Source organism: Gammaproteobacteria bacterium (assembly GCA_016712635.1).
In the GTDB taxonomy this organism is placed as follows: Bacteria; Pseudomonadota; Gammaproteobacteria; order SZUA-140; family SZUA-140; genus JADJWH01.
In genome coordinates this window covers 1-26,026 of the sequence record JADJQS010000012.1, presented here as the reverse complement: position 1 = coordinate 26,026, position 26,026 = coordinate 1, and the positions used below count along the sequence as shown (strand labels likewise).

At 62.9% G+C, this 26,026-nt stretch carries 29 protein-coding genes and 1 pseudogene; 16 read left to right on the top strand and 14 right to left on the bottom strand.

Features of this window, described 5'->3' with window-relative positions:
- The first annotated feature begins 84 nt into the window (after positions 1 to 84).
- The 3 genes from IPK65_12595 to IPK65_12585 all read left to right on the top strand — a co-directional run bounded on the left by IPK65_12595 (position 85) and on the right by IPK65_12585 (position 1,590).
- On the top strand, positions 85 to 741 hold the full coding sequence (locus IPK65_12595; protein MBK8163928.1) for a response regulator transcription factor: 657 nt from the start codon (positions 85 to 87) through the stop codon (positions 739 to 741).
- A 297-nt stretch (positions 742 to 1,038) separates the two neighbouring features.
- Positions 1,039 to 1,233 (top strand): carbon storage regulator CsrA, encoded by a 195-nt coding sequence (gene csrA, locus IPK65_12590; protein MBK8163927.1) that lies wholly within the window; start codon positions 1,039 to 1,041, stop codon positions 1,231 to 1,233.
- Between the two features lie 78 nt (positions 1,234 to 1,311).
- Positions 1,312 to 1,590: a hypothetical protein gene (locus IPK65_12585; GenBank protein MBK8163926.1), complete on the top strand. Its 279-nt coding sequence runs from the start codon at positions 1,312 to 1,314 to the stop codon at positions 1,588 to 1,590.
- A gap of 38 nt (positions 1,591 to 1,628) precedes the next feature.
- Here the strand turns inward: IPK65_12585 and IPK65_12580 are convergent, their stop codons facing one another.
- The 12 genes from IPK65_12580 to IPK65_12525 all read right to left on the bottom strand — a co-directional run bounded on the left by IPK65_12580 (position 1,629) and on the right by IPK65_12525 (position 11,436).
- On the bottom strand, positions 1,629 to 2,336 hold the full coding sequence (locus IPK65_12580) for a ParA family protein (protein MBK8163925.1): 708 nt from the start codon (positions 2,334 to 2,336) through the stop codon (positions 1,629 to 1,631).
- Between the two features lie 232 nt (positions 2,337 to 2,568).
- Positions 2,569 to 3,276 carry a hypothetical protein gene (locus IPK65_12575; protein ID MBK8163924.1) on the bottom strand — a complete coding sequence of 236 codons (708 nt, stop codon included), beginning with the start codon at positions 3,274 to 3,276 and terminating at the stop codon, positions 2,569 to 2,571.
- Positions 3,277 to 3,323: 47 nt separating this feature from the next.
- Positions 3,324 to 3,650 (bottom strand): hypothetical protein, encoded by a 327-nt coding sequence (locus IPK65_12570; GenBank protein MBK8163923.1) that lies wholly within the window; start codon positions 3,648 to 3,650, stop codon positions 3,324 to 3,326.
- Positions 3,651 to 3,818: 168 nt separating this feature from the next.
- The gene (locus tag IPK65_12565; protein ID MBK8163922.1) at positions 3,819 to 4,775 is read right to left on the bottom strand and encodes an acetoin utilization protein AcuC; all 957 of its coding nucleotides are present in this window, start codon (positions 4,773 to 4,775) and stop codon (positions 3,819 to 3,821) included.
- Between the two features lie 12 nt (positions 4,776 to 4,787).
- Complete coding sequence (locus IPK65_12560; protein MBK8163921.1) at positions 4,788 to 5,333, bottom strand: peroxiredoxin; 546 nt, start codon at positions 5,331 to 5,333, stop codon at positions 4,788 to 4,790.
- Positions 5,334 to 5,407: 74 nt separating this feature from the next.
- Positions 5,408 to 6,292, bottom strand: a complete 885-nt coding sequence (locus IPK65_12555) for a DUF3943 domain-containing protein (protein MBK8163920.1) — start codon at positions 6,290 to 6,292, stop codon at positions 5,408 to 5,410.
- Between the two features lie 27 nt (positions 6,293 to 6,319).
- Entirely contained in the window at positions 6,320 to 7,300 is a 981-nt protein-coding gene (locus IPK65_12550; protein MBK8163919.1) for a DUF3187 family protein, read from the bottom strand.
- 65 nt (positions 7,301 to 7,365) lie between these two features.
- Complete coding sequence (locus IPK65_12545) at positions 7,366 to 8,004, bottom strand: AAA family ATPase (GenBank protein ID MBK8163918.1); 639 nt, start codon at positions 8,002 to 8,004, stop codon at positions 7,366 to 7,368.
- 130 nt (positions 8,005 to 8,134) lie between these two features.
- The gene (locus tag IPK65_12540; GenBank protein ID MBK8163917.1) at positions 8,135 to 9,325 is read right to left on the bottom strand and encodes an iron-containing alcohol dehydrogenase; all 1,191 of its coding nucleotides are present in this window, start codon (positions 9,323 to 9,325) and stop codon (positions 8,135 to 8,137) included.
- Between the two features lie 77 nt (positions 9,326 to 9,402).
- Complete coding sequence (locus IPK65_12535; GenBank protein ID MBK8163916.1) at positions 9,403 to 9,699, bottom strand: antibiotic biosynthesis monooxygenase; 297 nt, start codon at positions 9,697 to 9,699, stop codon at positions 9,403 to 9,405.
- Between the two features lie 130 nt (positions 9,700 to 9,829).
- A complete protein-coding gene (locus IPK65_12530) occupies positions 9,830 to 10,333 on the bottom strand; it encodes a hypothetical protein (GenBank protein ID MBK8163915.1) in 504 nt (167 codons plus the stop codon).
- Between the two features lie 29 nt (positions 10,334 to 10,362).
- Positions 10,363 to 11,436: a PA0069 family radical SAM protein gene (locus tag IPK65_12525; protein MBK8163914.1), complete on the bottom strand. Its 1,074-nt coding sequence runs from the start codon at positions 11,434 to 11,436 to the stop codon at positions 10,363 to 10,365.
- Positions 11,437 to 11,712: 276 nt separating this feature from the next.
- On the opposite strand from IPK65_12525, the gene IPK65_12520 reads away from it, so the two are divergent.
- Complete coding sequence (locus IPK65_12520) at positions 11,713 to 11,892, top strand: hypothetical protein (GenBank protein MBK8163913.1); 180 nt, start codon at positions 11,713 to 11,715, stop codon at positions 11,890 to 11,892.
- A gap of 88 nt (positions 11,893 to 11,980) precedes the next feature.
- Here IPK65_12520 and IPK65_12515 read toward each other — a convergent pair whose 3' ends face one another.
- Entirely contained in the window at positions 11,981 to 12,982 is a 1,002-nt protein-coding gene (locus IPK65_12515; GenBank protein MBK8163912.1) for a zinc-dependent alcohol dehydrogenase family protein, read from the bottom strand.
- 299 nt (positions 12,983 to 13,281) lie between these two features.
- Here IPK65_12515 and IPK65_12510 point away from each other — a divergent pair, with 299 nt between their 5' ends.
- From IPK65_12510 to IPK65_12480, 7 genes are all read left to right on the top strand, one after another.
- Entirely contained in the window at positions 13,282 to 16,092 is a 2,811-nt protein-coding gene (locus IPK65_12510; GenBank protein MBK8163911.1) for a monovalent cation/H+ antiporter subunit A, read from the top strand.
- On the top strand, positions 16,092 to 16,424 hold the full coding sequence (locus tag IPK65_12505) for a Na+/H+ antiporter subunit C (GenBank protein ID MBK8163910.1): 333 nt from the start codon (positions 16,092 to 16,094) through the stop codon (positions 16,422 to 16,424). Before IPK65_12510 ends, IPK65_12505 begins: the two co-directional genes overlap by 1 nt.
- Positions 16,421 to 17,962, top strand: a complete 1,542-nt coding sequence (locus IPK65_12500) for a monovalent cation/H+ antiporter subunit D (protein ID MBK8163909.1) — start codon at positions 16,421 to 16,423, stop codon at positions 17,960 to 17,962. The genes IPK65_12505 and IPK65_12500 overlap by 4 nt, the downstream gene beginning before the upstream one ends.
- Positions 17,959 to 18,450 carry a Na+/H+ antiporter subunit E gene (locus IPK65_12495; GenBank protein MBK8163908.1) on the top strand — a complete coding sequence of 164 codons (492 nt, stop codon included), beginning with the start codon at positions 17,959 to 17,961 and terminating at the stop codon, positions 18,448 to 18,450. Before IPK65_12500 ends, IPK65_12495 begins: the two co-directional genes overlap by 4 nt.
- Positions 18,444 to 18,713 (top strand): K+/H+ antiporter subunit F, encoded by a 270-nt coding sequence (locus IPK65_12490; protein ID MBK8163907.1) that lies wholly within the window; start codon positions 18,444 to 18,446, stop codon positions 18,711 to 18,713. The genes IPK65_12495 and IPK65_12490 overlap by 7 nt, the downstream gene beginning before the upstream one ends.
- A 13-nt stretch (positions 18,714 to 18,726) precedes the next feature.
- Positions 18,727 to 19,047 (top strand): Na+/H+ antiporter subunit G, encoded by a 321-nt coding sequence (locus IPK65_12485; GenBank protein MBK8163906.1) that lies wholly within the window; start codon positions 18,727 to 18,729, stop codon positions 19,045 to 19,047.
- Between the two features lie 100 nt (positions 19,048 to 19,147).
- Positions 19,148 to 19,354, top strand: coding sequence for a hypothetical protein (locus IPK65_12480; protein ID MBK8163905.1), 207 nt, complete (start codon positions 19,148 to 19,150; stop codon positions 19,352 to 19,354).
- 54 nt (positions 19,355 to 19,408) lie between these two features.
- On the opposite strand, the gene IPK65_12475 is transcribed toward IPK65_12480, so the two are convergent.
- Positions 19,409 to 20,104 carry a rhomboid family intramembrane serine protease gene (locus tag IPK65_12475; GenBank protein ID MBK8163904.1) on the bottom strand — a complete coding sequence of 232 codons (696 nt, stop codon included), beginning with the start codon at positions 20,102 to 20,104 and terminating at the stop codon, positions 19,409 to 19,411.
- Between the two features lie 173 nt (positions 20,105 to 20,277).
- Here IPK65_12475 and rimO point away from each other — a divergent pair, with 173 nt between their 5' ends.
- From rimO to IPK65_12450, 5 genes and pseudogenes are all read left to right on the top strand, one after another.
- Complete coding sequence (rimO, locus tag IPK65_12470) at positions 20,278 to 21,600, top strand: 30S ribosomal protein S12 methylthiotransferase RimO (protein ID MBK8163903.1); 1,323 nt, start codon at positions 20,278 to 20,280, stop codon at positions 21,598 to 21,600.
- Positions 21,601 to 21,744: 144 nt separating this feature from the next.
- A complete protein-coding gene (locus tag IPK65_12465; protein ID MBK8163902.1) occupies positions 21,745 to 23,655 on the top strand; it encodes a thiamine pyrophosphate-binding protein in 1,911 nt (636 codons plus the stop codon).
- Between the two features lie 40 nt (positions 23,656 to 23,695).
- Positions 23,696 to 24,751, top strand: coding sequence for a ubiquinone/menaquinone biosynthesis protein (locus IPK65_12460; GenBank protein ID MBK8163901.1), 1,056 nt, complete (start codon positions 23,696 to 23,698; stop codon positions 24,749 to 24,751).
- Positions 24,751 to 25,586, top strand: a pseudogene (locus IPK65_12455) (citryl-CoA lyase). The gene IPK65_12460 and the pseudogene IPK65_12455 overlap by 1 nt, the downstream one beginning before the upstream one ends.
- Positions 25,583 to 26,026: hypothetical protein (locus IPK65_12450; GenBank protein ID MBK8163900.1), on the top strand; the 444-nt coding region annotated here is incomplete at its 3' end. The pseudogene IPK65_12455 and the gene IPK65_12450, both read left to right, overlap by 4 nt.

Genomic DNA, 26,026 nt, shown 5'->3' with positions numbered 1-26,026 from the left:
CACGCTCCGGAAATGCAATCAGGCACGCCGGTCGTTTATTTTTTGGCGGATAATCCGAACTGACTACCCTTACCGTGTAACTGAATGACTCAGCTCAGCAGGGAAAAGACCATTGACGTCGCCATCGTCGAGGATAACAAGAGATATCTTGACGAATTGGCGCTGTTGCTCGGCAATACCGCAAGCCTGCGCATCGTGGGTCAATTCTCAAACGGTACTGACGCCATAGAAAAGATCTCCAGGCTGAATCCCGACGTGACATTGATCGATATCGAACTGCCGGATATCTCCGGGGTGGATGTGATAAAACAGGTGTCTTCACGCGGTTGTCCCACCGAATTCCTCGTCTTGACCGTATACGATGACGACGCACATCTGTTCTCCGCACTTCAGGCAGGGGCGGTCGGCTATATCGTCAAGGGGTCAACTTCGCTGTCGGAGATTGAGTCCGCGATCCAGGAGGTGATCGACGGTGGAGCGCCGATGTCGCGAGTGATCGCCAAGCGCGTTCTGGAGACATTCAAGTCAGCCACGCCCAACGCGCGGAAAACGAAATTCGACGAACTGACGAAACGTGAGCTGCAAATCCTGGAGTATATAAAACTCGGTTACTCAACGAAGAAGGTTGGTGAGGAACTCGAGATCAGTTATGAAACAGTACGCACCCATCTGAAGAACATCTACCAGAAACTGCATGTGCATACCCTGGTTGAGGCGATGCTGCTCTATAATCAGCGTTAGACTCTGTCTATCCTCGTTTCATAACACCCTGTCTGCATGTGGCCCGGCTCCCAGGGTGATCCTGAACGACTTGGGGATCCGCACCCGCTTCAAACGCGAAGAGTACCCCAATTGAGGAATTTACAAGGGTGTATACACCGTCTTATCGTCCCTGACATGCAGACGATCCTTGGCCGTATAAATGCGAATTGTTAACAACGACAAAAACACCGGCGCTTTACGTGCGAACGGTGATGGAGCAGTAGCCGAACTGAGCATTGCCAAATTACATCAACACAAAACACGAGGAGGGGCATCATGCTGATACTGACTCGGAGAGTCGGCGAAACCCTGGTAATCGGGGACAATATCACCATTACCGTCTGTTCCGTTCGCAACAGCCAGGCACGCATCGGCATACAGGCGCCGCAGCATATCACGGTACATCGAAAGGAAGTCTACGAACGCATACAGCAGGAAGGCACCACCGATAAAGCGGCCAATCGCAGTTGATCGCCGCACACCGGCACGGATGCGCGCCTGATGACAGGGAGACTGTAAACCGATAAACACAATTCAGAGGAATCCGCGATGGCGATAACATATAGCGTGGATGTCGGAAACTGGTACCGCACTCCCTCGGGTCGCTTGTTCGAGGTTGTTTCTCTTGATGCTGAGACGATAGAAGTCCAGTATGACGACGGCGACCTGGAAGAGCTGGATCAGGAGGCCTGGCTCGATATCAAACCCGCACCCTCCTCCCCTCCGGTTTCAGCTCTGCTCCCCTTCGACATGGAAAACGACGAAAGTTTCGCGCCGGACAGGCAGTCGCTGTACGAGCTGCTTGGTGACGTTGAATTTACCGATTAACCGGCGAAATTGAAGAATGTCTGCCGCGCGGGATAATCTCAACGCGACAGCGATACCAGATTGAGGCGCGGACGCCCCTCTCCGCCCCCTTCTCCCTGGTCTGGCGCGGACAGCCATTTCAGCAGGGGCTGCCACTGCTCGCGCTCGTATGATGTCTCATCCCTGTCCAACTCATGGATGCCCATGCCGGATTCGGCCGCGGCGATATAGTTGTCCGAATCGGCAAGCGAGGTCACGAACGGGATCCCGAGGCTGGCGAGGAATCTCTTGAGAGGTTCGTACTGCGGCGCATGACGCCGCACCCGGTTGGCGACCACGCAGACACGGATCCCGGCACGCCTGATCCGGCCTATCAGCAGAAGGTCACGGACGAAGGCCGAGGTGGCATGAATGTCGATGGATGAAGGCGTCACCGGAACCACGATCGCGTCTGCCCGATTGATCATTTCCTGGAATTTCGTACCCGTAACGCCGGCCGGTGCGTCGATGACCACACACTCGGTTCCCGGTGGTACGGTCATCTGCCAGACGCGCGTCAGGCCGTTCCTGGGCTTGCAGGCGTGGATTCCATGAATATGGGGCAGATGCGCCGGCCGTGCGCTCAGCCAGTGCATGGCTGACCCTTGGGGATCATAATCGATCATCGCCGTCTTGGCGCCGCTGGCCGCGTAGTAACTGGCGAGGTTGGCGGAAATTGTCGATTTCCCGCACCCGCCTTTGGAATTGATCACCAGGATCGTTTGCATGCTACCAGACCCAGAATCCGTGGATTGTCACTCGATTTCACATCGACTCACAGCGGTCAAGCCGTTTCGTCCACCATTGTGCATGAAACCTCACACCCGACCGTGCCCCTCGTCACATTAGCGGCACTGCTGTGCGAATATTGAAGTCGCCGGCGCATCTCGTGACTCAAATCCCACGGAAGGACAGATTTCAGGCGAACAGGAACGAACGCCTGCTTGCTGACGCTGCAGGTTAACGCGTTCGCTCGAGAGACAGATCAAGAGCCGAGATATCCGGCGCCGCCGGTGACGTCTTTATCTCGCCAGGACGGAGCATCATGGTTCCTGCCGGCGCGAGCGCGATGCCACTGATGTCAGGTTGCGCCGCGGCGGCCGGCGGAGCGCGGGTGTCGAGATCGACGCCTGCATCGGCTATGTTCATTCCACTGAAATCGGGCAGGGGCGCCGGGGCTACGCGCCTCTGCTCGATCAGGTCGATTCCCGCCGGGGCCATGCTCAATGCGGACAGGTCGTAGAGCGGCGCTGCGACGACGGTGCCACCATCATCAAGGATGTCCGCACCCGCCGCAGCCACACTCATGTGGGCGAAATCGTAAGCAGGCGAGGAGACTGTCCGCGGTGTGGATAGGATTTCGCCCGCCGGTGCGATCGTGATCCGGCCGGTGGAACTTCCCGCCGGCGCGGCAACTGCATCCTTAGGCGCCTCCGTGCGGGCCCGGATCTCGCACACGGCGCCGGCTTTGAGCATGACGGTCCGGTATTTCTCCGCGGTTTGCCGATCGACCGCCTTCTTGATGATTACCGTCTGACCGCTGAACAGACGCTCGACGCCGGTGGCATCAGTCTTGAACAGCCGCGCGAGTTCAGACTTGGCCTGGGCCGGGTCCCGACCCGCCACCAGGGCGCCGGAATAAACGATGTCATATTCCAGAGGGTCCATACGCACCACCCATGTGCAGTCGTGAACCGGCGCTCCCGGCCCCGGCCTCAATCCACCGGACGCCAGCCGCCGGTGAATCGATCCACGTCATTCCTTTGCAGCCGGCCGCTCACGCTCGCTCGATCGATCTCCTCGCGCGTCAGGCGTCGGACACCGCCCTGTTCATCCTGATAAATCCACTTCCCCCGGAAAACCAGTTCGAAGGCGGTGGCCATCATATCGTCGAACCTGATCGCATACTGTTGCGCCAGTCTCTGGAAATCCTCTACAGTCAGGGATCGACGCAGCTTTTGGAACTCCTCCCGGACCAGCGCCTCGATCGCCACATCCCACTGAGGGATCGCCTCGTTAAAATCCGTCGACACATTGATCACGATGGGTTCCTCACCCTTGCTGGGGAAATAACGTATTTTCATTGTTGACCTGCTGACTCCAATGCTTCTCCAATCTCCCCAGGTTTATCGACCATGCCCCGGGATTCTGAATGTTTCCATGTGCTTATTGTCACCGTTCGGGATCGTCGGAGCATTGACGATCCCGGCTCACGGAATGGATGCTGCTATGAACTGTTCTACGACGGCATTCCACGCCTGCGCGATGTTCCCGGGATTGTAGCCCCCTCCGCCCATGGCAAGGATCCTGCCTGCGCAATATCTGTCAGCGATCGCGCACAGCCGGCGCGCGGCATGTGCGTGCGCGGCGGCGGTATATGCAAGATGGGTGATGGGATCTCCCTCCAGGCTGTCAGCGCCGCACTGGAACAGGATAAATTCCGGCCTGGCCTGGCTGATAAATGCTTCAACGGTCTCCCACGCCGCCATGAAGTCGCAGTCCGTCGCGCCTGCCGGCATCGGCAGATTGAGCTTGGCACCGACCGCGGCACCGGATCCGCGCTCGTCCGCGCGCCCCGTACCGGGATAGAGATAGCGGCCGTCCTCGTGGATATCGGCGAAGATCAGGTCCGGATCATCCTCAAACGCGTAGAAGACGCCATCGCCGTGATGGGCATCGATGTCCACATAGGCCACGCGTTGAACTCCATGGTGTCGGCGCAGAGCCTCGATAGCGATACCGCAGTCGTTGAAAACGCAGAATCCTGCGGCCTCGTCGCGACGGGCATGATGCAGTCCCGCGATGGGTACGAAGGCGCGCCGGCAATGGCCGGACAGGATATGCCCGAGCGCGGCGAGCGTGGTGCCCGCCACGGTGGCTGCCGCCTCGTACACGCCGGGGAACGCCGGTGTATCGCCCCAATCGAGAAATCCCCGCCCAAGCGCCGATTGTCTCCTGACCCGTTCCACATAGTCGCGGGTGTGGAACAGCTCGATGCTGTCCTGGTCGGCCTGCGCCGGCTCGCGCAGATCGACCCGGCTGGCATAGCCGCGACGCTCGAATTCAGTGATAAACGCCGCGTGGCGATATGGACCGAAGGGATGCGCATGGCCGAAGGAATAACGCGCAAGCGCCTCGCCGGCATAAACCGCGACATCTGCAGTCATGGTTTCGGCGGATCAGCCGGACGCCGCCGCATATCCTCGCTGCAGTTCCTTCAGGTCGTCGATGACCTGCGCACTGTGTGTCTTGGGCGACACCTTGCGATAGATCTTTGCGATCCGCCCATCCGGATCGATGATGAAGGTGTGGCGGTGGGCGAGCTTCATGATACCGAGATTGCGCAGGGAACCGTAGGACGCCGCCACCTTGCCGTCGATATCAGCCAGCAGCGGAAATTGGAGGCTGAATTTCCTGGCGAACTCGGCGTGCGATTCCTGGTTGTCCAGGCTCGCCCCCAGCACCTGCGCCCCCATTTCCCTGAGATGCAGGATATCGTCGCGGAAGCGGCAGGCCTCCTCGGTACAACCCGGAGTATCGTTCTTGGGATAGAAGTAGAGGACCAGCCAGCGCCCCTGATAATCGGACAGCCTGTGCACAGTGCCGTCCTGATCGGGAAGCTGGAACCGGGGGGCGGGCTGGCCCGGCACGAGTTCACCCGCATACGCTCCCCCCATGAAACACGCCAGGAAAACCGCCAAGATGGTACGCTCGCGTCCGCTCATGCGGGGAACCCCATGGTTGCAGGTACGTCCCGTTTACCATACACCAAACCTGACGGCGGGTCACGCCGTGCGGATCACCAGGTAAGGTGCAGGCGCATGCCGGAATACACGTCCCCGGACTGTGCGCCGGCAAGCGCATCGTCCGCCTGCGCCCGCGGAGCCGTGTCGGCGACCATCACGGCGGGCACCAGCGTGAAGGAGGCCTGGCGTCCAAGCGCGCTGTTGATCCTGCTGTTGACCGAACCGAGCGGATCGGTGAAAAAGAGCTTGGCCCGATCGGTCCCGGACAGCGCCTCGCCGTTCAGCGCGCGGAATTTGAGCCCTTCGCGCACAGACATGAAATAGCGACCCACGAAAAATCCCAGCCCGGGAGTGAATACCAGGTCCTGGATGGAAGGCTGCTCGAACAGCGCCTCGGCCCCGAACTCGTAGATGGTCGACAGCATGAACGAATACCAGAATGACGGGGCCGGCCCGTAACCGCGCTCTGCGGCGCGGACGTAGTAGGAGCCGCCCCAGTAGGGATGAAGGCCATAATTGATCCACCACCGATCGGTGTCCCACACGACGTGGCGGATGTTGGTCCTCCATTTCTCGAAGCTGTACTCGTCCTTTTTTTCCGCGGACCAGCCGGAGATGCTCTTCGGACTGACGTACAGCAGGCCGATCACGGCCATCTGCGTGAAGCCGAAGTACAGGGTATCTTCCTTGAGTCCGTCCCAGTCGCGCGCCTCTCGCTCTTTCCTGCCAGGCTCCAGCGACAGTGCGAGATCATTGCGTCCCGCCCGGAGGCCGAGCCCGCCCGGTTTATCGGGAAACGCGGCGACCTGATCGATCAGCGAGGCATTGTAGGTGAACCCCCCGGTTGCAGCCGGTGAGCCGGCGGCGGAAACCTGTCCGTGGGCGAGCATAAACATCAGCACACCGAACAGGAAACCGTCTAAACGTAATATCCGCATGTACTCATCCGTACCAATCATCGGCCATTATATTAACGTTCTCCACGCCAGATGAAAGACCAGATCAGGCGTCGTATCCGTAAACAGGTTCTCCACGAGACCCAGGTCTAAGGTCGCCATCCCGGGCAGATCGATCTCCCCGCCCACGGTCAACTGAACGGTATTGGACCCAAGCGCCGCCAGGTCGCTGTCATAAAAGGAGGAATGGCCGTCGAGCTGCATCTTGAGAGAGATCCTTCCGGTCACCGGGCGCCCCAGCCCCAGCGTTCCGATCGCGACGTAGTCGCGCCGGAGAGTTTCGAGCACCTCGCCTTCACCGAGGCGCAGCACCCCCAGGGACCAGAACAGCGTTGCATCCCATCTGCCCAGAACGCGGCTGTCCACCGCACTCAGCTGAAGGGCGAGATCGGTGCCCTCGCTGCCCAGCAATTTTGCGGCATCTCCGTTCGGCAACTTGAGACTCGCGTGCAGGGCGATATCCCTGCCCGCTCCCTCGCTCCTCGCCACGGGATAGCCCAGCGTAAGGCGGACATCCCCCAGTCCCTCGGCCGGCTCGTCCAGCCGCTGCGACGCCTCCGGTCCGGTGTAGGCATAGTCCATCTGATCGCGCGCGAAGGCGGTGCGCTTGCGGTTCGACAGCCCGAAGGTGTCGTGCCATTCCTCGATGAAATTATCAAACACACCGCGCCGGTGCATGATGTACGGGATCACAATGCCCGCCTCGAGCCGGTCGGTTACGCCGTAACTCAGGGACAAGGCGCTCCGGTAAGTTTCGCCATCAAGGACGATGCTCTCTATGGAATCGCCTTCTCCGATCGAGTTGCTGGTCAGATCAAGCTGCAACGCGATGCGCCAGGTCCCGGGCCGGACCAGGCGTGCGGACTGGGGAGATGGTGGGCTGTAGATCTGTATGAACGGATTCTGGTTCGCGTTCAGAAACGGCTGAAGGGACTCGTCCCCGGAGGCCGGACGCATCGCGCCCGCCAGCAAGAAGAGGCTGAGACACATACCGGTCCCGATCCGCTGAAGCCGGGGGTCGTATGCGCCCCGTGCGGACTGCGGAGGATGCGGCCTCACTCCGGGAGGCTGCGTTTGCTGTTCAGCCAGCGGGTCAGGGATTTCCACTGCTGCAGGTCCGGCTCGACCAGCGATGGCGCAAGCTCGAGGATGCCGAGGCCGCGTTCAGCGGCGCGGATGTAGTTCTGGGTGTCGCGCAGGGTCGCGATCAGGGGAATATCCAGCCGGGTGAGAAAACGCTCGAGGGTATGGTAGATCAGCGTGTTCTCGCGCACGCGGTTTGCCACCACCGCGACCTTGGTTTCCTTGCGCGAGACCTTGCCGACGATGAGCAGCTCCTCGATGAAGTGTGCCGCCGCGCGCATGTCCAGCGGCGAGGGCAGCACCGGCATGACGACACTCTGGGCGCGCCGCACCAGCTCGGTGATGGCGCGCCCGTGCACAGCAGCCGGTGCATCGATCACCAGGCAGTCGCAGTCCGCCTCGACACGGAAGGTACCCATATCGGCGGCCACGCCGGTGATGTGCGGCCGGTCCTCAGGCCGCGCCGCCAGCCAGTCCAAGCTGGAGTGCTGCGAATCGAAATCCGCCAGCGTGACCCGCTGACCCTGGACGGCATAGAAGCTTGCAATGGTGGTGGCGAGCGTGGTCTTGCCGCAGCCGCCCTTGGCATTCAGGACCAGAATCGATCTCATAATCAGCCTGTTACGAAACCATCCGCAGGATTGTTCTAACTGGCTGCGTACGATACGGGAAAACCGCATGAGGCGCAAATTACGTTGACAACGGCGAGAATGGGGACAGATTTAAAATCTGTCCCCATCCTTATGTACGCTGCTTCAGGATCCGGTGGATCTCGGCGTCGGTCAGCACGATAGGATTGGTCTTCATGCTGCTGCCGCGCGCATTGGCGACGATGTGATCGAAACCGGCCGGCTCCAGCCCGAATTCCCGCAGGCGCGGCAGGCCGAGGCGCTCCGTCCAGTCCGTCAGCAGGGCAAGCAGCGCGTCCCAGGCCTCCTCACGCCGGGCGAAACGATGACCCAGCAGCACCTCCGCCGCCTCGGCATAGCGGCCCAGAGCGCGGTTGCCCGGCTCGCGCGCCTGCATGGCCCCGAGGTTGACCGCTGTGGCCGCAGCGACCAGTGTGCCGCACACCACCCCATGCGGGATCGGATAATAAGCCCCCAGCGGCGAGGCCAGGCCGTGCACCGAGCCCAAGCCGGTCTGCGCCAGCGTGATGCCGGACTGCAGCGCGGCACAGGCCATGCGCGCCTGCGCGTCTGTGGCCTGCGCGCCGGTCTCGTACCATTCGATCAATCCGTCGCGCACCGCCGCGAGGCCGCTCAGCGCCAGCGCGTCAGTCAGCGGATTGGCGCGCAGCGAGACGTAGGACTCGAGCAATTGCGTCAGCGCATCCATGCCGTTGGCAGCGATGACCGGCGGCGGACAACCGGCAAGCAGTTCCGGATCGACCACCGTGTACTCGGCCACCAGCCTGTCGTCGCGGAAAGACTTTTTGAAGCCCTCGGGACCGGACCGGCTCAGCACTGCGTTCTTGGTCGCCTCGCTGCCGGTGCCGGCCGTAGTCGGCACGGCGATGAACGGCACCGCCGGCCCCTCGTACTTCAGCTCCGGACCGACGCCCTCGAGGTAGTCCATCACCGAGCGCTGTACGTGCAGCAGGCCGGCAATGGCCTTCGCCGCGTCCAGCGCGCTGCCGCCGCCGATGCCTAGCACGCACTCAATGCCCTCACCGGCATACTGCCGCACCGCCTCGTCGACCAGCTCAGGCGTCGGCTCGCCCTCCACCCGGCAGTGCCACCAGTCGATGCCCTGCTCCATCAGTCCGTGCGTCAGACGTTCCCAGTGCAGACCTTCCTGAAACGAACGCGCGCCCGTCACCAGCAGCACCTGTCGCCCGTAGCCACGGACGATCGCCGGCAGCCTTGAAACAGTTCCCGCTCCGAACTCGATGCGCGGCAGGCGCGCAATGGAAAATGGACTCGAAGTCATTGATCTATGGAGCAGCCATTAAATACCAGCACGTCATTCCCGCGAAAACGGGGATCCAGAGCATCACTTTTACGTAGTCATCCTGCAGGAAACAGGCCGCGATACGGCACGCCTTGGCGCGGCGCCGCCATCCAGCCGGCCACCGCATCGCGCCAGGCCAGATAATGCGCGGTCTGCTTGTGCGCCGCGGCATCCGCCGCCGAGGCATAGGCCTCGTACAGCACGAAGCGTGTCGAATCTTCGGTCGACTGCAGTACGTCGAAGCGCCGGTTGCCCGCCTCGCGCACCGAGAGCTCATGATTTCGGCGTGTTGCCTCGACGAAGTCGGCGACGCACTCAGGTTTGACCTGTACATGGACAAGGGTTACATGCATGGCGGTTTCCACTTTCAATTATGCGGCCTGTATAATGCACAGCGGAATCCGGGAAATATCGATGGATTCCAGCTTTCGAGCCTGCACCGGGCGATGCGCCGTCAGTGCCAAGCGGCTTCAAGTAATATAACTAAATTTCCGTATGATGGATCACCTGGTGAAACAGGCTCGACTCCCGCTGATAGAACCCTTCCGTGTGAAACGAATCCGCCAGCCCGAGCAGCATGTAGTCCAGATGATGGCAGAACTCGTGCAGAACAGTTCGCAGGAAGGATTTGTACGCCACCACCTGGTTGCGCTTGGCAGTGCGCATCCACACCTTGATCACGGCATGTCCACCCTCCTCGGCAGGCTGATAACAGCCGTGCAGTTCCTCGGTCTCGTCGGAGGGGCGACGCGCCAGTACGGTGATGCGCACGCGGCGGATCTTCAGGCCGTCGGCCATCGCGTTGAGCAGCTCGGCGCACAGCTCCTGCACGGCGCGCCGGTCTCCACCGGGCAGCGCCTCTTCCAGACGCTGCGCGATCGGCTGCACTGTACGCCAGTTCGGCAGGGGCACCGCAGGCACCTCGTTACTCTTGCGGTAGATGACCTGCTGGCGTCGGGTCAGGCGCTTGTAGTAGGCAAAGGCCATGCATCGTTCCTGTAAAAAGCCGGGACAGATCAAAATAGGCTCATCTGCGGACCTGTGGCTGGCTTCCTGAATTGCGAGCAGTCGAGTTCCGGCAGCTCGCCGTAGCCGAGCTTCTTCGCATGGAGACGGAAGCGCTGCGCGATCATGTCGGCGTACTCGCCCGTCCCCCGCATGCGCACGCCGAACTCCGACTGATAGTCCTTGCCGCCGCGCGTGTCCTGCAACCGGCCGATGACGTGGGACGCCTTGAGCGGTTCATTCACCTGCAGCCAGTCGCGGAACATGTCTTTCAGTTCGTACGGCAGGCGCAGCAGCACGTAGCCCGCGGCGCGTGCGCCCGCCTCCCGCGCCTGGCCGAGGATGTCTTCCAGTTCGGTATCGGTCAGCACCGGGATCAGCGGCGCCACCAGCACGGTGACCGGCACGCCGGCGGCGCTGAGGCTCCGGATCACCTCCAGCCGGCGCTGCGGCGCGGCCGCGCGCGGCTCCATGCGGCGCGCGAGGTCGCGTTGCAGTGTCGTCACCGACACGGCGACACCGGCCAGGTTCAGCCGCGCCGACTCCGCCAGCAGGTCTAGGTCGCGCTCGATCAGCGCGGACTTGGTCACGATGCTGAACGGGTGGCGCACCTCCAGAAGTGTCTCAAGGATGCGCCGCGTCAGGCCCAGGCGCCGCTCCACCGGCTGGTAGGAATCGGTGATGATGCCAACGGCAATAGTCGCGCATTCGTAACGCGATGCGGCCAGTTCCTTGCGCAGCAGCTCCGGCGCGTCGGGCTTGTAAAACAGCCGGCTCTCGAAGTCGAGGCCGGGCGACAGGTCGAGATAGGCGTGTGTGGGCCGCGCAAAGCAATACACGCAGCCGTGCTCGCAGCCGCGGTAGGGATTGATCGAGCGATCGAAGCCGACATCGGGCGAGCTGTTATAGCTGATCACGCTGCGGCTGGCGTCTACCGTCAGCGTGGTGGCAAGTGGTTCCAGCGTCGCGTCGAGGCTACCCCAGCCATCGTCGATCCCGGCGCGGGTGCGCGCGCTGTAGCGGTTGTCCGGGCTCAGGGTTGCGCCACGGCCACTCCGTTTGCGTTCGTGATGGTCGAGTTTCATGCAGACAAGATACGCGCCACCCGGACACAGGGCAATCAATCACGTTCTACAGTAGAAATTAAATTCAACATGTTATTTCTTATTGCAAATATACCAATACCCTTCTCCAGAATCACACACACGTCTCTACATGTGCTACCACCGAAACATGACCGTGAACCGACACCGATTCCTGCCCGAGGCGCATTTAATTAAACCCGATACGACAGGTGACGATATCGGATATGGAGGCACCAGAACTGGAATCAGCGGGTTTATACCCCGGAGGCCAAACCAATGACGGATATAATGATCGAGTCGGTACTCATGGCATTCATGGTCGGCGGTATCGTCGGCGCGGCGATCGCCCTGAGCCTCAGATCCAGCAAGGCCTGGAGCCGGCAGTACGACCCGGATGGCGCTGCAGAACTCCAGCCGCTGCGCCTTCGCCCCGGGCGGCAGCGCTACCGCCGCTGACCGCGGCGAGTGTCGCGCGGCACATTGCTCCGGAGGCCCCTTGGCCTCGGCACGCGGCTGGAGCGCGGCGCCCTGATCTGCACAGAGATCAGTCCGCGATCTCCAGCACGATCTTGCCCCGGGTATGCCCCTGCTCGATGAGCCGGTGAGCCTCGGCGGCCCACTCGAGGGGCAGGGTCCGCGCCACCTCGATGCTCATCACACCCTCGTCGCACCATTCACGGCAGCGATCCAGTATCTCGCCCTGCCGCCGGCGCGCGTCAGCCAGACCGCGCAGCATCGGTATCAGCATGAACTCGAAACCGACGCGCAGGTTGCGGTTGCGCGCCTCGCGCCAGGCGACGTCCGCGCCGGGATCGAGCAGCGTCACCAGGTCTCCGTAATGCGCGACTGCCTCGATGGTGCGGCGGAAGACCTCGCCGCCGACCGTGTCGAGGGCTACGTCCACACCACGCCCGTCCGTCCACGCGTTCACCGCCTGCACGAAGTCGCGTTCGGAATAGACGATTGACTCGTCGGCGCCGAGCCGGCGCGCGTACTCGGCCTTGTCGTGGCTTCCCACGGTGACGCAGACCTGGGCGCCTGCCCGCTTCGCGAGCTGGATCGCGACGTGGCCGACGCCGCCGGTGCCGCCATGTATCAGTATCGATTGGCCCGACCGCAGGTCTGCGCGCTCGAACAGCGCCTCCCATGCCGTGATCAGCACCAGCGGCGCCGCGGCGGCCTCGTTGAAATTCAACGCAGCCGGTTTCAGGCGTGCGACGCCCTGGTCCAGGACCTTGTACTCGGCGTAGCACCCGGGATCGCCGCCGGCGCCGCCGTCGCAAAACCAGACCTCGTCACCCGGTTTGAAGCGGGTCACCGCCGCGCCGGTCTCGACGACGATGCCGGCGCCGTCGCAGCCGAGCACCGCCGGCAAGGCGCCGGGGAAATACAGCCCGCGCCGGCGCATCTTCGCATCGACCGGATTCACCCCGGCCGCGCGCAGGCGCACCTTGAGCTGGGTCGCGACTCCAATCTCCGGATCGGGGATTTCGCGGCACTCCAGAACCTCGGGTCCTCCCTCCGCCGTCATGACCACTACCTTCATGATTTACTTCCTCCGCCCTGCAATGCGCGCGAATACTATGCCGCTTACGGATGCTTCCGGCAATGCAGTGCATTGAGACAGAGACCGCTTGGTTGCGCGCGCATGGGCGCAGGATCCTGATGCCCATGCAGCGCGGAATACGCGCTGAGCGCACGGATATTCGGGTAATTCAGTGAACAGGCATCCGTGTTAACATTGCACACTGTATGTTCCCGCCGGATATCGCGACGGGTCGCCCGAGGCCAGCGGGGGACGCGCCCGGATGCCGCGGCATGGAAGTCTCGACTGACGCGACCAGCATGAACCTGCTTCTGATCATACTCATGCCCTTCCTCGGCGCGGGCCTGCCAGGCTTGTGCATACGTTACGGACGCAATGCCTCCGCATGGGCGGCGGCGGCCGTGACGGCGCTAGCGCTCGCCGCGGCGGCGGCCTCGATGCCCGCGGTGTTCGCCGGGCAGACGAGCACCGTCACCCTGCCCTGGCTGCCGGCGCTCGGCCTCAACCTGTCGTTGCGCCTTGACGGGCTCAGCCTGCTGTTCGTGCTGCTGATACTGGGCATCGGCCTGCTGGTCATCATGTATGCGCGCTATTATCTCTCGTCGCGCGACCCCATGGGGCGCTTCTACGGCTATATGCTGCTGTTCATGGGCAGCATGCTGGGCGTCGTGCTGTCAGACAACCTGATCCTGCTGCTGATCTTCTGGGAATTGACCAGCCTGAGTTCCTTCCTGCTGATCGGTTACTGGCGCCACCAGGCCGCAGCACGGGAGGGCGCCCGCATGTCCCTCGCCGTCACCGGCGGCGGCGGACTGGCCCTGCTCGCGGGCATCCTGCTGCTGGGTCACATGACAGGCAGCTATGAGCTGTCCGTCGTCATCGCCTCCGGCGAGATGATCCGCGCGCATCCGTTGTACGCACCCGCGCTCGCGCTCATCCTCCTCGGCGCATTCACCAAATCCGCGCAGTTTCCGCTGCACTTCTGGCTGCCCCATGCCATGGCCGCGCCCACCCCGGTGAGCGCGTACCTGCATTCGGCCACCATGGTCAAGGCCGGCATCTATCTGATCGCGCGCCTGTATCCGGCCCTGTCCGGCACCGATCTCTGGTTTTACCTGGTCGGCGGCGCGGGGTTGCTGACACTGCTCTTCGGCGCTTACACCGCGCTGTTCCAGCATGATCTCAAGGGTCTGCTCGCCTACTCCACCATCAGCCATCTGGGCCTGATCACGCTGCTGTTCGGACTGGGCACCGACCTCGGCGCGGTGGCCGGCGTTTTCCACATCATCAACCATGCCACCTTCAAGGCCTCGCTGTTCATGGCCGCCGGCATCATTGACCATGAATGCGGCACGCGCGACATGAGGCGCATCAACGGCCTGTGGAACTACATGCCGCACACCGCCACGCTCGCCATGGTGGCAGCCGCCTCCATGGCAGGCGTGCCGCTTTTCAACGGGTTCCTGAGCAAGGAGATGTTCTTTGCCGAGACGCTGAACCAGGAATTACTCGGTTCCCTGTACTGGATCCTGCCCGCGGGCGCGGTACTGGCGGGAATCTTCGCCGTCGCGTACTCGATCCGTTTCATCCACGATGTATTTTTCAACGGCGAGCCGGTGGATCTTCCGCGCACACCGCACGAGCCGCCGCGGTACATGAAAATCCCGGTCGAGGTGCTGGTGGCGCTGTGCCTGCTGGTGGGCATCCTGCCAGTCATCACGGTAGTGCCGCTGCTGGACCTCGCCACCGCCAGCGTACTGCAGCGGGAAGTGCCGGATTACGACCTCGCCATCTGGCACGGCTTCACCGGCCCGTTCCTCATGAGCCTGGCAGCTCTCGCGGGTGGCGGTTTGATCTATGCGCTGCGCCGGCGCATCTACGCGCTGCACGACCGGCTGCCGGCGGTGAGCGCAAAACGCAACTACGAGTTGCTGCTGGCCGCCGTCATGGGCGGTGCGACGCGCAGTACGCGAGCATTGGAGAACGGTTCCTTGCAGCGCTATCTGACCTTGTTCATCGCCTCCGCCGTCATACTCGGTGTCGCGCCGTATCTTGCCGACGGCGCCCCAGCGTTTGGCGCGTCCGCCGCCACACCCATCGACGGCATCAGCCTCGTCGCCGGCCTGATCCTCGCCGCGGCCGCGATCGGCACGGCGGCGTGGCATCGCCAGCGGCTGCTGGCGCTGATCCTGCTCAGCGTGGCGGGCCTGATCGTCGCGCTCACCTTTGCCCGCTTCTCCGCCCCGGACCTCGCGCTGACCCAACTGTCAGTGGAGGTGGTCAGCATCATCCTGCTTCTGCTGGCGCTATTCTTCATACCGCGCCACGCTCCTACCGGCACCGGCGCAGCGCACCGGCTGCGCGACCTCGCGCTGGCGACTCTCGCCGGCGGCGGCGTCGGCTTTGCCTGCTGGCAGCTCCTGACCCGCGAACACGACAGCATCTCGACCTATTACCTGCAACAGTCCGTGCCGGGCGGCGGCGGCAGCAACGTGGTGAACGTGATCCTGGTCGATTTCCGCGGCTTCGACACCCTAGGTGAAATCACCGTACTGGCGATTGCGGCTGTCGGTATCTTCACCCTGCTGCACGGACTGCGGCCACACCTGCCCGCGCGCGACCCGGACGGCCGCGCCTGGTCGCCTGACCGCTATCCGCTCATCATGGCGACGCTGTCGCGCCCGCTGCTGCCGCTCGCACTGCTCGTCTCGCTGTATCTGTTCCTGCGCGGCCACAACCTGCCGGGCGGCGGCTTCATCGCCGGCCTCGTCACCGGGGTAGCGCTGATCCTGCAGTATCTCGCCAACGGCATTGCCTGGACGCGCGAACGCCTTCTGCTGGATTATTACCCGCTGATCGCCACCGGCATCCTCATCAGCACGGGCACCGGACTGGCCAGCTGGATGTTCGACCGGCCATTCCTGACCTCTGCCTTCGCGCACCTGCACCTGCCGCTGATCGGCGAGGTGGCGCTCGCATCCGCCCTGTCGTTCGATATCGGGGTGTACCTCGCGGTCGTCGGCACGGTGATGCTCATCCTTGCACGACTGGGCGAGATCACCGCGCCCCGAGGCACGGCGGAATCACCTGGCAGCGAGGCGCGCGAGTGATGGAGGCCCTGTTCGCCACCGCGGTCGGCGTCCTCACTGCTTGCGGGGTGTATCTGCTGCTGCGCGCGCGCACCTATCCGGTCGTGCTGGGACTGACCCTGCTCTCCTATGCGGTCAATCTCTTTCTGTTCGCCTCCGGCGGTCTGGTCACAGGGCAACCGCCGGTGATCTCGGCAGACGCCGCCGGCTATACCGATCCGCTGCCCCAGGCGCTGGTATTGACCGCAATCGTGATCGGTTTCGGCATGACGGCCTTTCTGGTCATCCTGGCACTGCGCGCGCGGGTAGAACTGGGTTCGGATCACGTGGACGGCGGAGAGTCTGACCGGTGAATCATCTTGTCATCGCCCCGATCGTGCTGCCGCTGCTGTGCGGCGCGCTGTCGCTGCTCTTCGTGCGCCGCCGCGAGGCGCTGGCCCGCATCATGAACCTGACCGGCTGCTTGCTGCTGCTCCCGGTCACGCTGTGGATGCTGCTGGACGCCGGAGCGGACCACTACCGCGTCTACGCACTGGGCGGCTGGCCGGCGCCGTTCGGTATCGTACTGGTGGCGGACCGGCTCAGCGCGCTCATGCTGGTCCTGACGTCGGTGGTGGGGCTGTGCAGCCTGTTGTATGCCCTGAGCGGCGAGCTGCGCGCCAATCCTTATTTCCATATTCTGTTCCAGTTTCAGATCCTCGGGCTCAATGGCGCCTTCCTGACCGGCGACCTGTTCAACCTCTTCGTATTCTTCGAGATCCTGCTCATCGCGTCGTACGGCCTGCTGCTGCAGGGCGAAGGCGCCGGAGCGGCGCGCACCCGCGCGACCTTGCACTATGTCGTGCTGAATCTGGCAGGTTCAGCCCTGTTTCTCATTGCCGTGGGGATAATCTACGGAGTCACCGGCACGCTGAACATGGCGGATCTTGCGCGCCAGGCGGCGCAGCCAGACCCGGCCAACGCAAGCCTGCTGCGGGGCGGCGCCCTGTTGTTGCTGGTGGTGTTCATGCTCAAGGCCGCGCTGCTGCCGCTCTATTTCTGGCTACCCGCTGCCTACAGCGCCGCGGCGGCGCCGGTGGCGGCGCTGTTCGCCATAATGACCAAGGTCGGCGTCTACGCCATACTGCGCATCTTCACCCTGATCTTTGGCGCCGGGGCCGGAGCGGCCGCAGGCGTTGCCGAGCCCTGGCTGCTGCCGCTGGCGGTGCTTACCGTTGCGATGGGGGCGATCGGCGTGCTCGCCGCCAACCGCCTGCGCCTGCTCGTATCCTATCTGATCATAGTCTCGGTGGGCACGCTTCTGGCCGGGGTCGGACTGTTCAGCGCAGCCGGCATCAGCGCGGCGCTGTATTATCTGCTGCACACCACCATGATTACGGTGTGCCTGTACCTCCTCGCCGATGTAATCGCGCGCCAGCGAGGCATGGGCGCGGATGCATTGGTGCCCGGTACCGCCGTCGGCCGACCGGCGCTGACGGGCGCGGTGTTTTTCCTCGCCGCCATCGCCGTGGCGGGCATGCCCCCGCTGAGCGGTTTCCTTGGCAAGCTGCTGATACTGGAGGCGGCCCTGGAGCACCGCAGCATGCCCTGGCTGTGGGGCACCCTGCTCGGCGGTAGTCTGCTCGGCATCGTCGCGCTCGGCCGCGCCGGAAGCGTGCTGTTCTGGAAGAGCGCCGGACGTCCGGCGCTGACGCTGCCGGTGCTTCCGCTCGCCATGGCCATGCTGCCGCTGGCGGCCAGCCCCCTGCTGATGCTGTTCGCCCACCCGGTGCAGGAGTATGCAACGGCGACTGCCGACCAGATGCTGCTGCCGCAGGGATACATCGACGCCGTACTGGGCAATCCAGCCCCGCCGCTCATGGAACATGAATCGCTCGAGGTAGTGCCATGATGCGCCGCCTGCTGCCCCATCCGTTGTTGAGTGCGACGCTGCTGGTAATCTGGCTGCTTCTCGCCAATGACGCCGGTATCGGCAACCTGCTGCTGGGCGGCATCCTCGGTGTACTCATCCCGCTGTTCAGCAACCGTTTCTGGCCCGAGCGGCCGCGTCTCGCACGGCCGGACAGGATCCTGTTGCTTGGCGCGCGCCTGCTGCGCGACATCGTCGTCGCCAACTTCATCGTCGCCGGGACCATCCTCCGTCCCCCACGGGACCTTGCACCAGGCTTCGTGCACTACCCGCTCGAACTGCGTAACGAATTCGCGATTACGGTGTTTGCCAGCCTGATTTCGCTGACACCGGGTACGGTCTCCGCCGACGTGAGCGCGGACCGCCGCATGCTGCTGATCCACGCCCTCAACGTGACGGACCGGGAGGCACTGATTACCGAGATCAAGCAGCGCTACGAACGGCCCCTGCAGGAGATCTTCCCGTGCTGACGGCTGCCATCTATCTCGCCTACAGTATGCTGGGGTTGGCCTTGCTGCTCAACCTGTGGCGTGCCGTGCGCGGGCCCACGCTGCCGGATCGAGCGCTAGCCCTCGACACCATGTACATCAACACCATTGCCCTGCTCATGGTCCTCGGCATCCATCTGGACGACAACCTGTATTTTGAGGCCGCCCTGCTCATCGCCATGATGGGTTTCGTCGGTACCGCGGCCATCTGCAAATACCTGCTGCGCGGCGACATCATCGAATAGGGGAGACACGACCATGTGGAGCGAAGCATTGATCGGTTTCTTTATCGTCGTAGGGGCGAGTTTCGCCCTCATCGGATCGATCGGGCTTGCGCGGTTGCCCGACTTTTTCAGCCGCCTGCACGGGCCGACCAAGGCCACCACCCTCGGGGTGGGCGCAACGCTGGTCGCCTCGTCGGTCTATTTCAGCCTGCGCGGCGACGGCCTGAGCCTGCACGAACTGCTGATCATGTTTTTCCTGTTCATCACCGCGCCGGTCAGCGCCCACCTGCTTGCCAAAGCGGCGCTGCATCTGCACCCGCCGCGCGGCGGCGATGACGCGGGCACGGAGCTTTGATCGGACGACGCACCTGAAGGTGCGGTCACCGATTTACAATTGCGGACCGCGCTGACAGAATCGTCGGATTATTACGCTGCGTAAACACGGATTGAGGATCATGAAACAATACGGCATCAAGATCACGCTCCCCCCGGGCGACACCCTGTCCGCCGCCCATCTGCTCGGCAGCAACTGGGAGTCCTTCCGCTGGTTCGACAGCGAGGCTGACCGCGACCGCGCCTACACGCAGATGCTCGAGCGTCCGCCCTATTACCGACGCGATGAAGATCCATCCCAGGTGATCGTCAAGATTGAACGCGACTAGGCCGGATCAGGCGTGAACGGGGACAGACTCAAGTCTGTCCCCGTCTGATCCCGGTCAGTGGCGCGCGGGATTGAAGAAGCGCACGCGCCGGTGCTTGAAAAATGGGATCAGCACCATTCCGGCGACGAATCCGCCGAGGTGGGCGAACCATGCCGTCCCGCCCTCCCCGGCCGTCGCCGCCGCGGAATTGATCAGCTGCAGCACGAACCAGAAACCCAGCACCAGCAGCGCCGGCAGCGACATCATGTGCATGATAATGCCGAACGGGACCAGCACCTGTACGCGTGCGCGCGGATACAGCAGCAGATAGGCGCCGAGCACGCCGGAGATCGCCCCGCTCGCACCCACCATCGGGATCTGTGCGGTCGATTCGAAAGTTGCCTGGGCAAGCGCGGCTGCGACGCCGCATGCCAGATAGAACACGATGAAGCGCGTGTGACCCATGGCGTCCTCGATGTTGTTGCCGAAGATCCACAGGTACAGCATGTTGCCGATGAGGTGCATCCAGCCGCCGTGCAGGAACATGGAAGTGAACAGCGTCAGGCCGGGCGGGACCAGCTCGAGCCCGGACGGCAGGCTCGCGTTGCCGTAGAACACGGCGGGGATCAGGCCCAGGCCGAATACAGTGCGCTCAAACCCGGCCGGCCCGAGGGAGAACTGCCACAGGAACACCATGCCGCAGGCGGCGATCAGGCCGACGGTCACGATGGGCCGGATGGTGGTCGGATTATCGTCTCGCAATGGGATCATGGTGGACCGGCCGGCTCGTCATTCCGGGCTGTGGCTGCGGTATCATAGCAGGCGGCCGGGCGCGGACAGAACCCGGCCCCGCCCGCGCTGAACCGACCGCACGTGCTATACTGCACGCCGCCGCGGCCATGTCCGGCCGGCGCGCAACAGGATTCCTTCCCCGCACAGCCGCCATGACACGAAAGATCCCCCGCGTAGGCTTCGTCAGCCTCGGTTGTCCCAAGGCCACGGTCGACTCCGAGCGCATCCTGACCCAGCTCCGCGCCGAAGGCTACGTCGTTGCCCCCAGCTATGCGGCAGCCGACCTCGTCGTGGTCAATACCTGCGGGTTCATCGACAGCGCCGTCGAGGAATCGCTCGACGCCATCGGCGAGGCGCTGGCCGAAAATGGCAAGGTCATCGTCACCGGCTGCCTCGGCGCGCGCGAGGACACCATCCGTAACGTGCATCCGCAGGTGCTCGCGGTCACCGGGCCGCATGCGCTCGACGAGGTGATGCAGGCGGTTCACGAGCATCTGCCGCCGCGGCACGATCCGCGCACCGACCTGGTCCCGCCGCAGGGGCTCCGGCTGACGCCGCGCCACTACGCCTATCTGAAAATCTCCGAAGGCTGCAACCACCGCTGCACCTTCTGCATCATCCCGTCCATGCGCGGCGACCTCGTCAGCCGGCCGATCGGCGAGGTGATGCAGGAGGCGGAAAATCTGGTCAAGGCAGGCGTCAAGGAGCTGCTGGTGATCGCGCAGGATACCAGCGCCTACGGGGTGGATCTCCGCTATCGGACCGGATTCTGGGGCGGACGGCCGCTCAGGACCCGCTTCGCCGAGCTGGCACGCAGCCTGGGCGAGCTCGGCGTGTGGGTGCGGCTGCATTACGTGTATCCGTATCCCCACGTCGACGAAGTGATCCCGCTGATGGCGGACGGCAAGCTGCTGCCCTATCTCGACATACCGTTCCAGCACGCGAGCCCGCGCATACTGAAGGCGATGAAGCGTCCCGCCGGTGGCGAAGACGTGCTGCTGCGCCTGCGCCACTGGCGCTCAATCTGCCCCGACATCGCCATCCGGAGCACCTTCATCGTCGGTTTTCCTGGCGAGACCGAACAGGATTTCGAAATGCTGCTCGACTTCCTGCGCGAGGCCCAGCTCGATCGCGTAGGCTGTTTCACCTACTCCCCGGTGGAAGGCGCCGTCGCCAACGCGCTCTCCAAACCCGTGCCCGAGAAAATCAAGCAGGATCGCATGGAACGTTTCATGGAGACCCAGGCGAGCATCAGCGCGGAGAAACTCCGGCGCCGTATCGGACAACATATGTCAGTGCTGATCGATGAGGCCGGACCGGATGGCGCGCGGGCGCGCAGCTACGCCGACGCGCCCGAGATCGATGGCGTCGTGCACATCGAGCGGGCCGCAGCCATCCAGCCGGGTGAAATGATCCGCGTCGCGATCACGGACTCCGACCAGCATGACCTGTACGGTTATCCATCGCCCCCCTAAAAGACAAAATATTGGCGCGAACGCGCTCGCAATTAGATTGATTCCCTGTAATTTTCTTGCAATTTCAGAACTGAACAATTAATGTCTGATCCACATTCTTTGGGAAGCAGGCTATCCGCCTGATAACAATATGGATGAACTTTCATGACGAAGTTCTTCGATATACAAAAGAGTTATCCCGACGCAGCACCGAGCACCTTCCCAGAAGCCGCCGACCTCATCGTCTACTGCCTGGAGCAGATCGGTACCCGTTATATCTTCGGCGTCCCCGGCGGCGCCATCGAGCCGATGTACAACGCCCTCGCGCGCAGCGAGCGCCGCGGTGGCATCGCGGCGGTGGTGGCGCGGCATGAATCGGGCGCCGCCTTCATGGCCGACGGTTACGCCCGCGAAACGGGCCGGCTCGGCGTGTGCGTCACCACCACCGGTCCCGGCGCAACCAATGTCATCACCGGCGTCGCGAGCGCCTATCAGGACGACATCCCGCTGCTGGTGATCACCGCGCAGACGCCGCTCGAGACCTTCGGCCGCGGCGCGGTGCAGGAATCGAGCTGCACCGGCATCGACACCGTGGCGATGATGGGCTTCTGCACGCATTACAATTCGCTGGTTTCCCATGTAAAACAGCTCGAACGCAAGCTGGTCAGCGCCATCTGCACCGCCTTCCAGGAGCGCGGCCCGGCCCACCTGAGTATCCCGCTCGACATCCTGCGGACACCGGTGCCGTTCACCGGCCTGCCCCTCCGCCTGGTCGAGGCGACGCAGAGCCAGAGATTGACGGATCCCGAGGCGGTCTCCGCCCTGGCACGCCGTATCGGCAAGGCGCGCCATCCCGTCGTGATCATCGGCGAGGGGTGCGTCGCCGCCATGGGTCCGATCCGCGAGCTGGCGGAGCGCATCGGCGCCCTCCTGATCACCACGCCGCAGGGCAAGGGACTGATCGACCCCTACCATCCGAACTATCGCGGTGTATGCGGCCTGGCCGGCCATGCCAGTGTTCAGAAGCTGCTCAGGAATCCGTCGGTCGACCTCGTCCTCGTCGCCGGGACAGCGCTTGACGAACAGGCGGCGCAAGGCTGGCTCGAGAACGAAGGACTCAAGGGCAAGCTCGTCCATGTCGACGAATTGTCGCGCCACTTCACCCGCTCACAGAACGCTGACCAGCATTTGCTGGGCAACCTCGATGCGGTGTTCATCGGCATCATGGCCCAGCTCGGCGGCGCCGGACCGCAGCCGGCGTGGGACACCAGGGATCGCGCCGCATCGCACTACCCGAACATCATCGACTTCGAGCGCCGGATGGTCGACCGGCGCCGGCAGGGCATGAGCGGAAACGGCATCCAAGCGGTCGAGCGCCGTGCGACGGACCGCCGCATTCAAACCGGCGCATCAGCGCCCAGGCGCCGTTTCACCCTAGGCGACGAGGCGAAATACCTCGGCAACACGACGCCGATCAAGCCGCAGCGCCTGATGTTCGAGCTCGCGCGCCTGCTGCCTGAGAACACCTGCTACCTGGCCGACATCGGCAACAGCTTCCTGTGGGGCATCCATTACCTGCATCCGCATCTGCCCCAACCGGCCGTCGGCGGTCGCACCGACAACTATTTCCGCACCAGCATGGGCTTCGCCTCCATGGGTTGGGCCATCGGCGCGGCGGTGGGCACCGCGATGGGCAATCCCGCGCGGCCGGTGGTGTGCCTGGTCGGCGACGGCAGCTACCTGATGAGTGGACAGGAGATCACTACCGCGATTCAGCACGATCTCTGCGTCATTTTCGTGATCCTGAACGACGGCGCACTGGGCACGGTGAAACACGGGCAGCGCCTCGCCCGCGCCGAACGCATCGGCTACGAGCTGCCGCCGGTGGATTACGCCGCTCTCGCGAACGCCCTCGGCGTCGACGCCTACCGTGTGCGAACCCCGGAAGACCTGCAGTCCATCGATATCGGCCGCCTGTGCCGGCGGCGGGCTCCCGCACTGATCGATGTCTACATCGACGGCGAGGAGACCCCTCCGCTCTCGGAACGCATGGAAATGCTCGCCCCACAGTGGTAACACACCGTCTACCACCCGCCATGGCTGCCCGGTGAGATAAATGGCGAATACCACGCATGAGCCTCCGGCATCCTTTCCTCGAACTCCGAGCTGCGACAACCGACCGTTATGGGACATCTGGCTCTCCGGATTTCGCCTGCCTGCGCTGACGGTGGCGGATGAACTGGGCCTGTTCGCCTTTCTTGACGCAAATCCATCCGCTACCCCAACCATCGCAGAGCGATTCGAGTTGAGCGAGCGGGCGTGCGAGGCCTTGATCAATCTGCTCTGCGCCCTCGGGTTCCTCGCCAAGCGTAATGGGCTGTTTCATATCTCAGAACTCGCGCGCAACTATCTTTTGCCAGACAGTCCCTATTATTGGGGCGGTGTGCTGCACACGGTAAAACACATGCCGGTGAGTCACGACATGATCCTGGAAGCTATCCGGCGCGACACTGGCGGCGATGCCCGACTGGCCAAACCCTTCACTGAGGACTGGGAAAACAATACGCTGGCACAGGAACAAGCCAGGAGCTTTACGGCCAAGATGCACAGCCATGGCTTCCCGGCAGCCGTGGCGCTTGCCCGTAGCGGACGACTGAGCGGCACCCGCCAGTTGCTCGATATAGGTGGCGGATCGGGATGTTATTCGATCGCGCTCGCTGCGGCGGATCCAGTAGTACAATGCACAGTCGCCGATCTGCCCGCCGTATGCCCGGTAACGCAGCAGTACATTGACTCCTTTGGACTGACCGACCGTGTCCGGACTCTGGCACTGGACATGTTCAATGATCCTTGGCCGCGCGGACAGGACGCTATCCTGTTCAGCGACATCCTGCACGACTGGGAACGTTCGCGCTGTCTCTGGCTGATCAAAACCAGTTACGAGAATCTGCCACGTGGTGGGCGGATCTTCCTGCACGAGGTATTGCTGGAAGACGACAAGATTGGCCCGCCAACGGCGAACGCCTACTCACTGGCCATGCTGCTGGTCACCAAGGGCCAGCAATTCAGTGCGAGGGAGCTAGAGGTGATGCTCGCCGAATCGGGATTCACCGACATCATCAGCTGCCCCTCCCATGCCTATTATTCGCTTATCAGCGGACGGAAACCCTGATGACCGACTCTCCTAAAGAGTCTATCCGAAGTCGCATCTGGCGCGAGGAACCCGAAGCGGACAACCCGTTCGCCGCGTCTGCATGCTATTGTCATGGATACGACGTTTATGGCGACGTACTTGGAAAGTCGGGCTGGATAGAATACCTATTTCTACTGTTCATGGGCGAACGCCCGACACTGGAACAGGTAAAATTACTCGAAGACCTGGCGATAGCACTCGCCAATCCCGGCCCGCGCGATAACAGTGTCCAGGCCGCCATGAACGGCGGGGTCGGTGGCTCACACAATGCCGCCTGCCTGATGGCGGCGCTCGCCGTCGGAGCCGGCCAGCTCGGCGGCGCCCGCGAGGTTGCGCTCACCATGGAGATTTGGACGGATTGCCGCACTGATCTCGATGCTTGGACATCCCGTCTCAATAATCCGTCCAGGGAAGAACGCGCAGACGTGTGGCCTACGATGGAACACCCCCCCGGCTTTGACCCGCACGGCGCGAGCTGCCCGACTCCGATCCGTCAGTTGCTGCGGCATTTGTCGCAACAGCCGCCGGCAAGATCATTACGCTGGCTGGATGCCCAGCGAAGCGCCCTGGAAACGGTGGCCGACTGCCCATTGCCATCACCGGCGTCGCCGCCGCCGCGTTTCACGACCTCGGTCTCACACCGTCTCAAGGTGAGATGATCTTCCTGCTGTTACGCCTGCCCGGCGCCGCAGCCCACGCCCTCGAGCAGAAGGGATTCGGTTTTCGTCATTTTCCGTTTTACCGTCATGCCATCCACCTGGATGACGATCCAGGTCCCCGCCATCAGGCCCACGAAGAAACTTCCTCGCCATGAAAGGTCCGAAGGATCTACTCGCAAACGAGGACAACTGGCATACCCGCATGGGCCTGGTGTTTCCCGGTGAGCGTGTCGTCTTCCGCGGCAAGGATCTGTTTCGCGACCCCAAAGATATGAGATGGATGGAATTGCTGCTTTTCGGTATAACTGGACGCACATTTAGCGATAAACAAATGCGTCTATTTGAGGGTATCTGGGTATTAAGTACAAGTTATCCTGATCCACGAATTTGGAATAATCGCATCGTCGCTCTCGGCGGAACATCCAGAAGCACAGCTGTCTTGTCGGTTGGTGGCGCCTTATCGGCATCAGAAGCGATAATTTACGGTTTTAAACCTATCATTGGTGCATATGATTTCATCATTCGGGCAAGAGAAATAATAATGCTAAATGAGTCTCTCGAAAGCTTTGTAATTTCAGAGGTAAAACAGCATAGA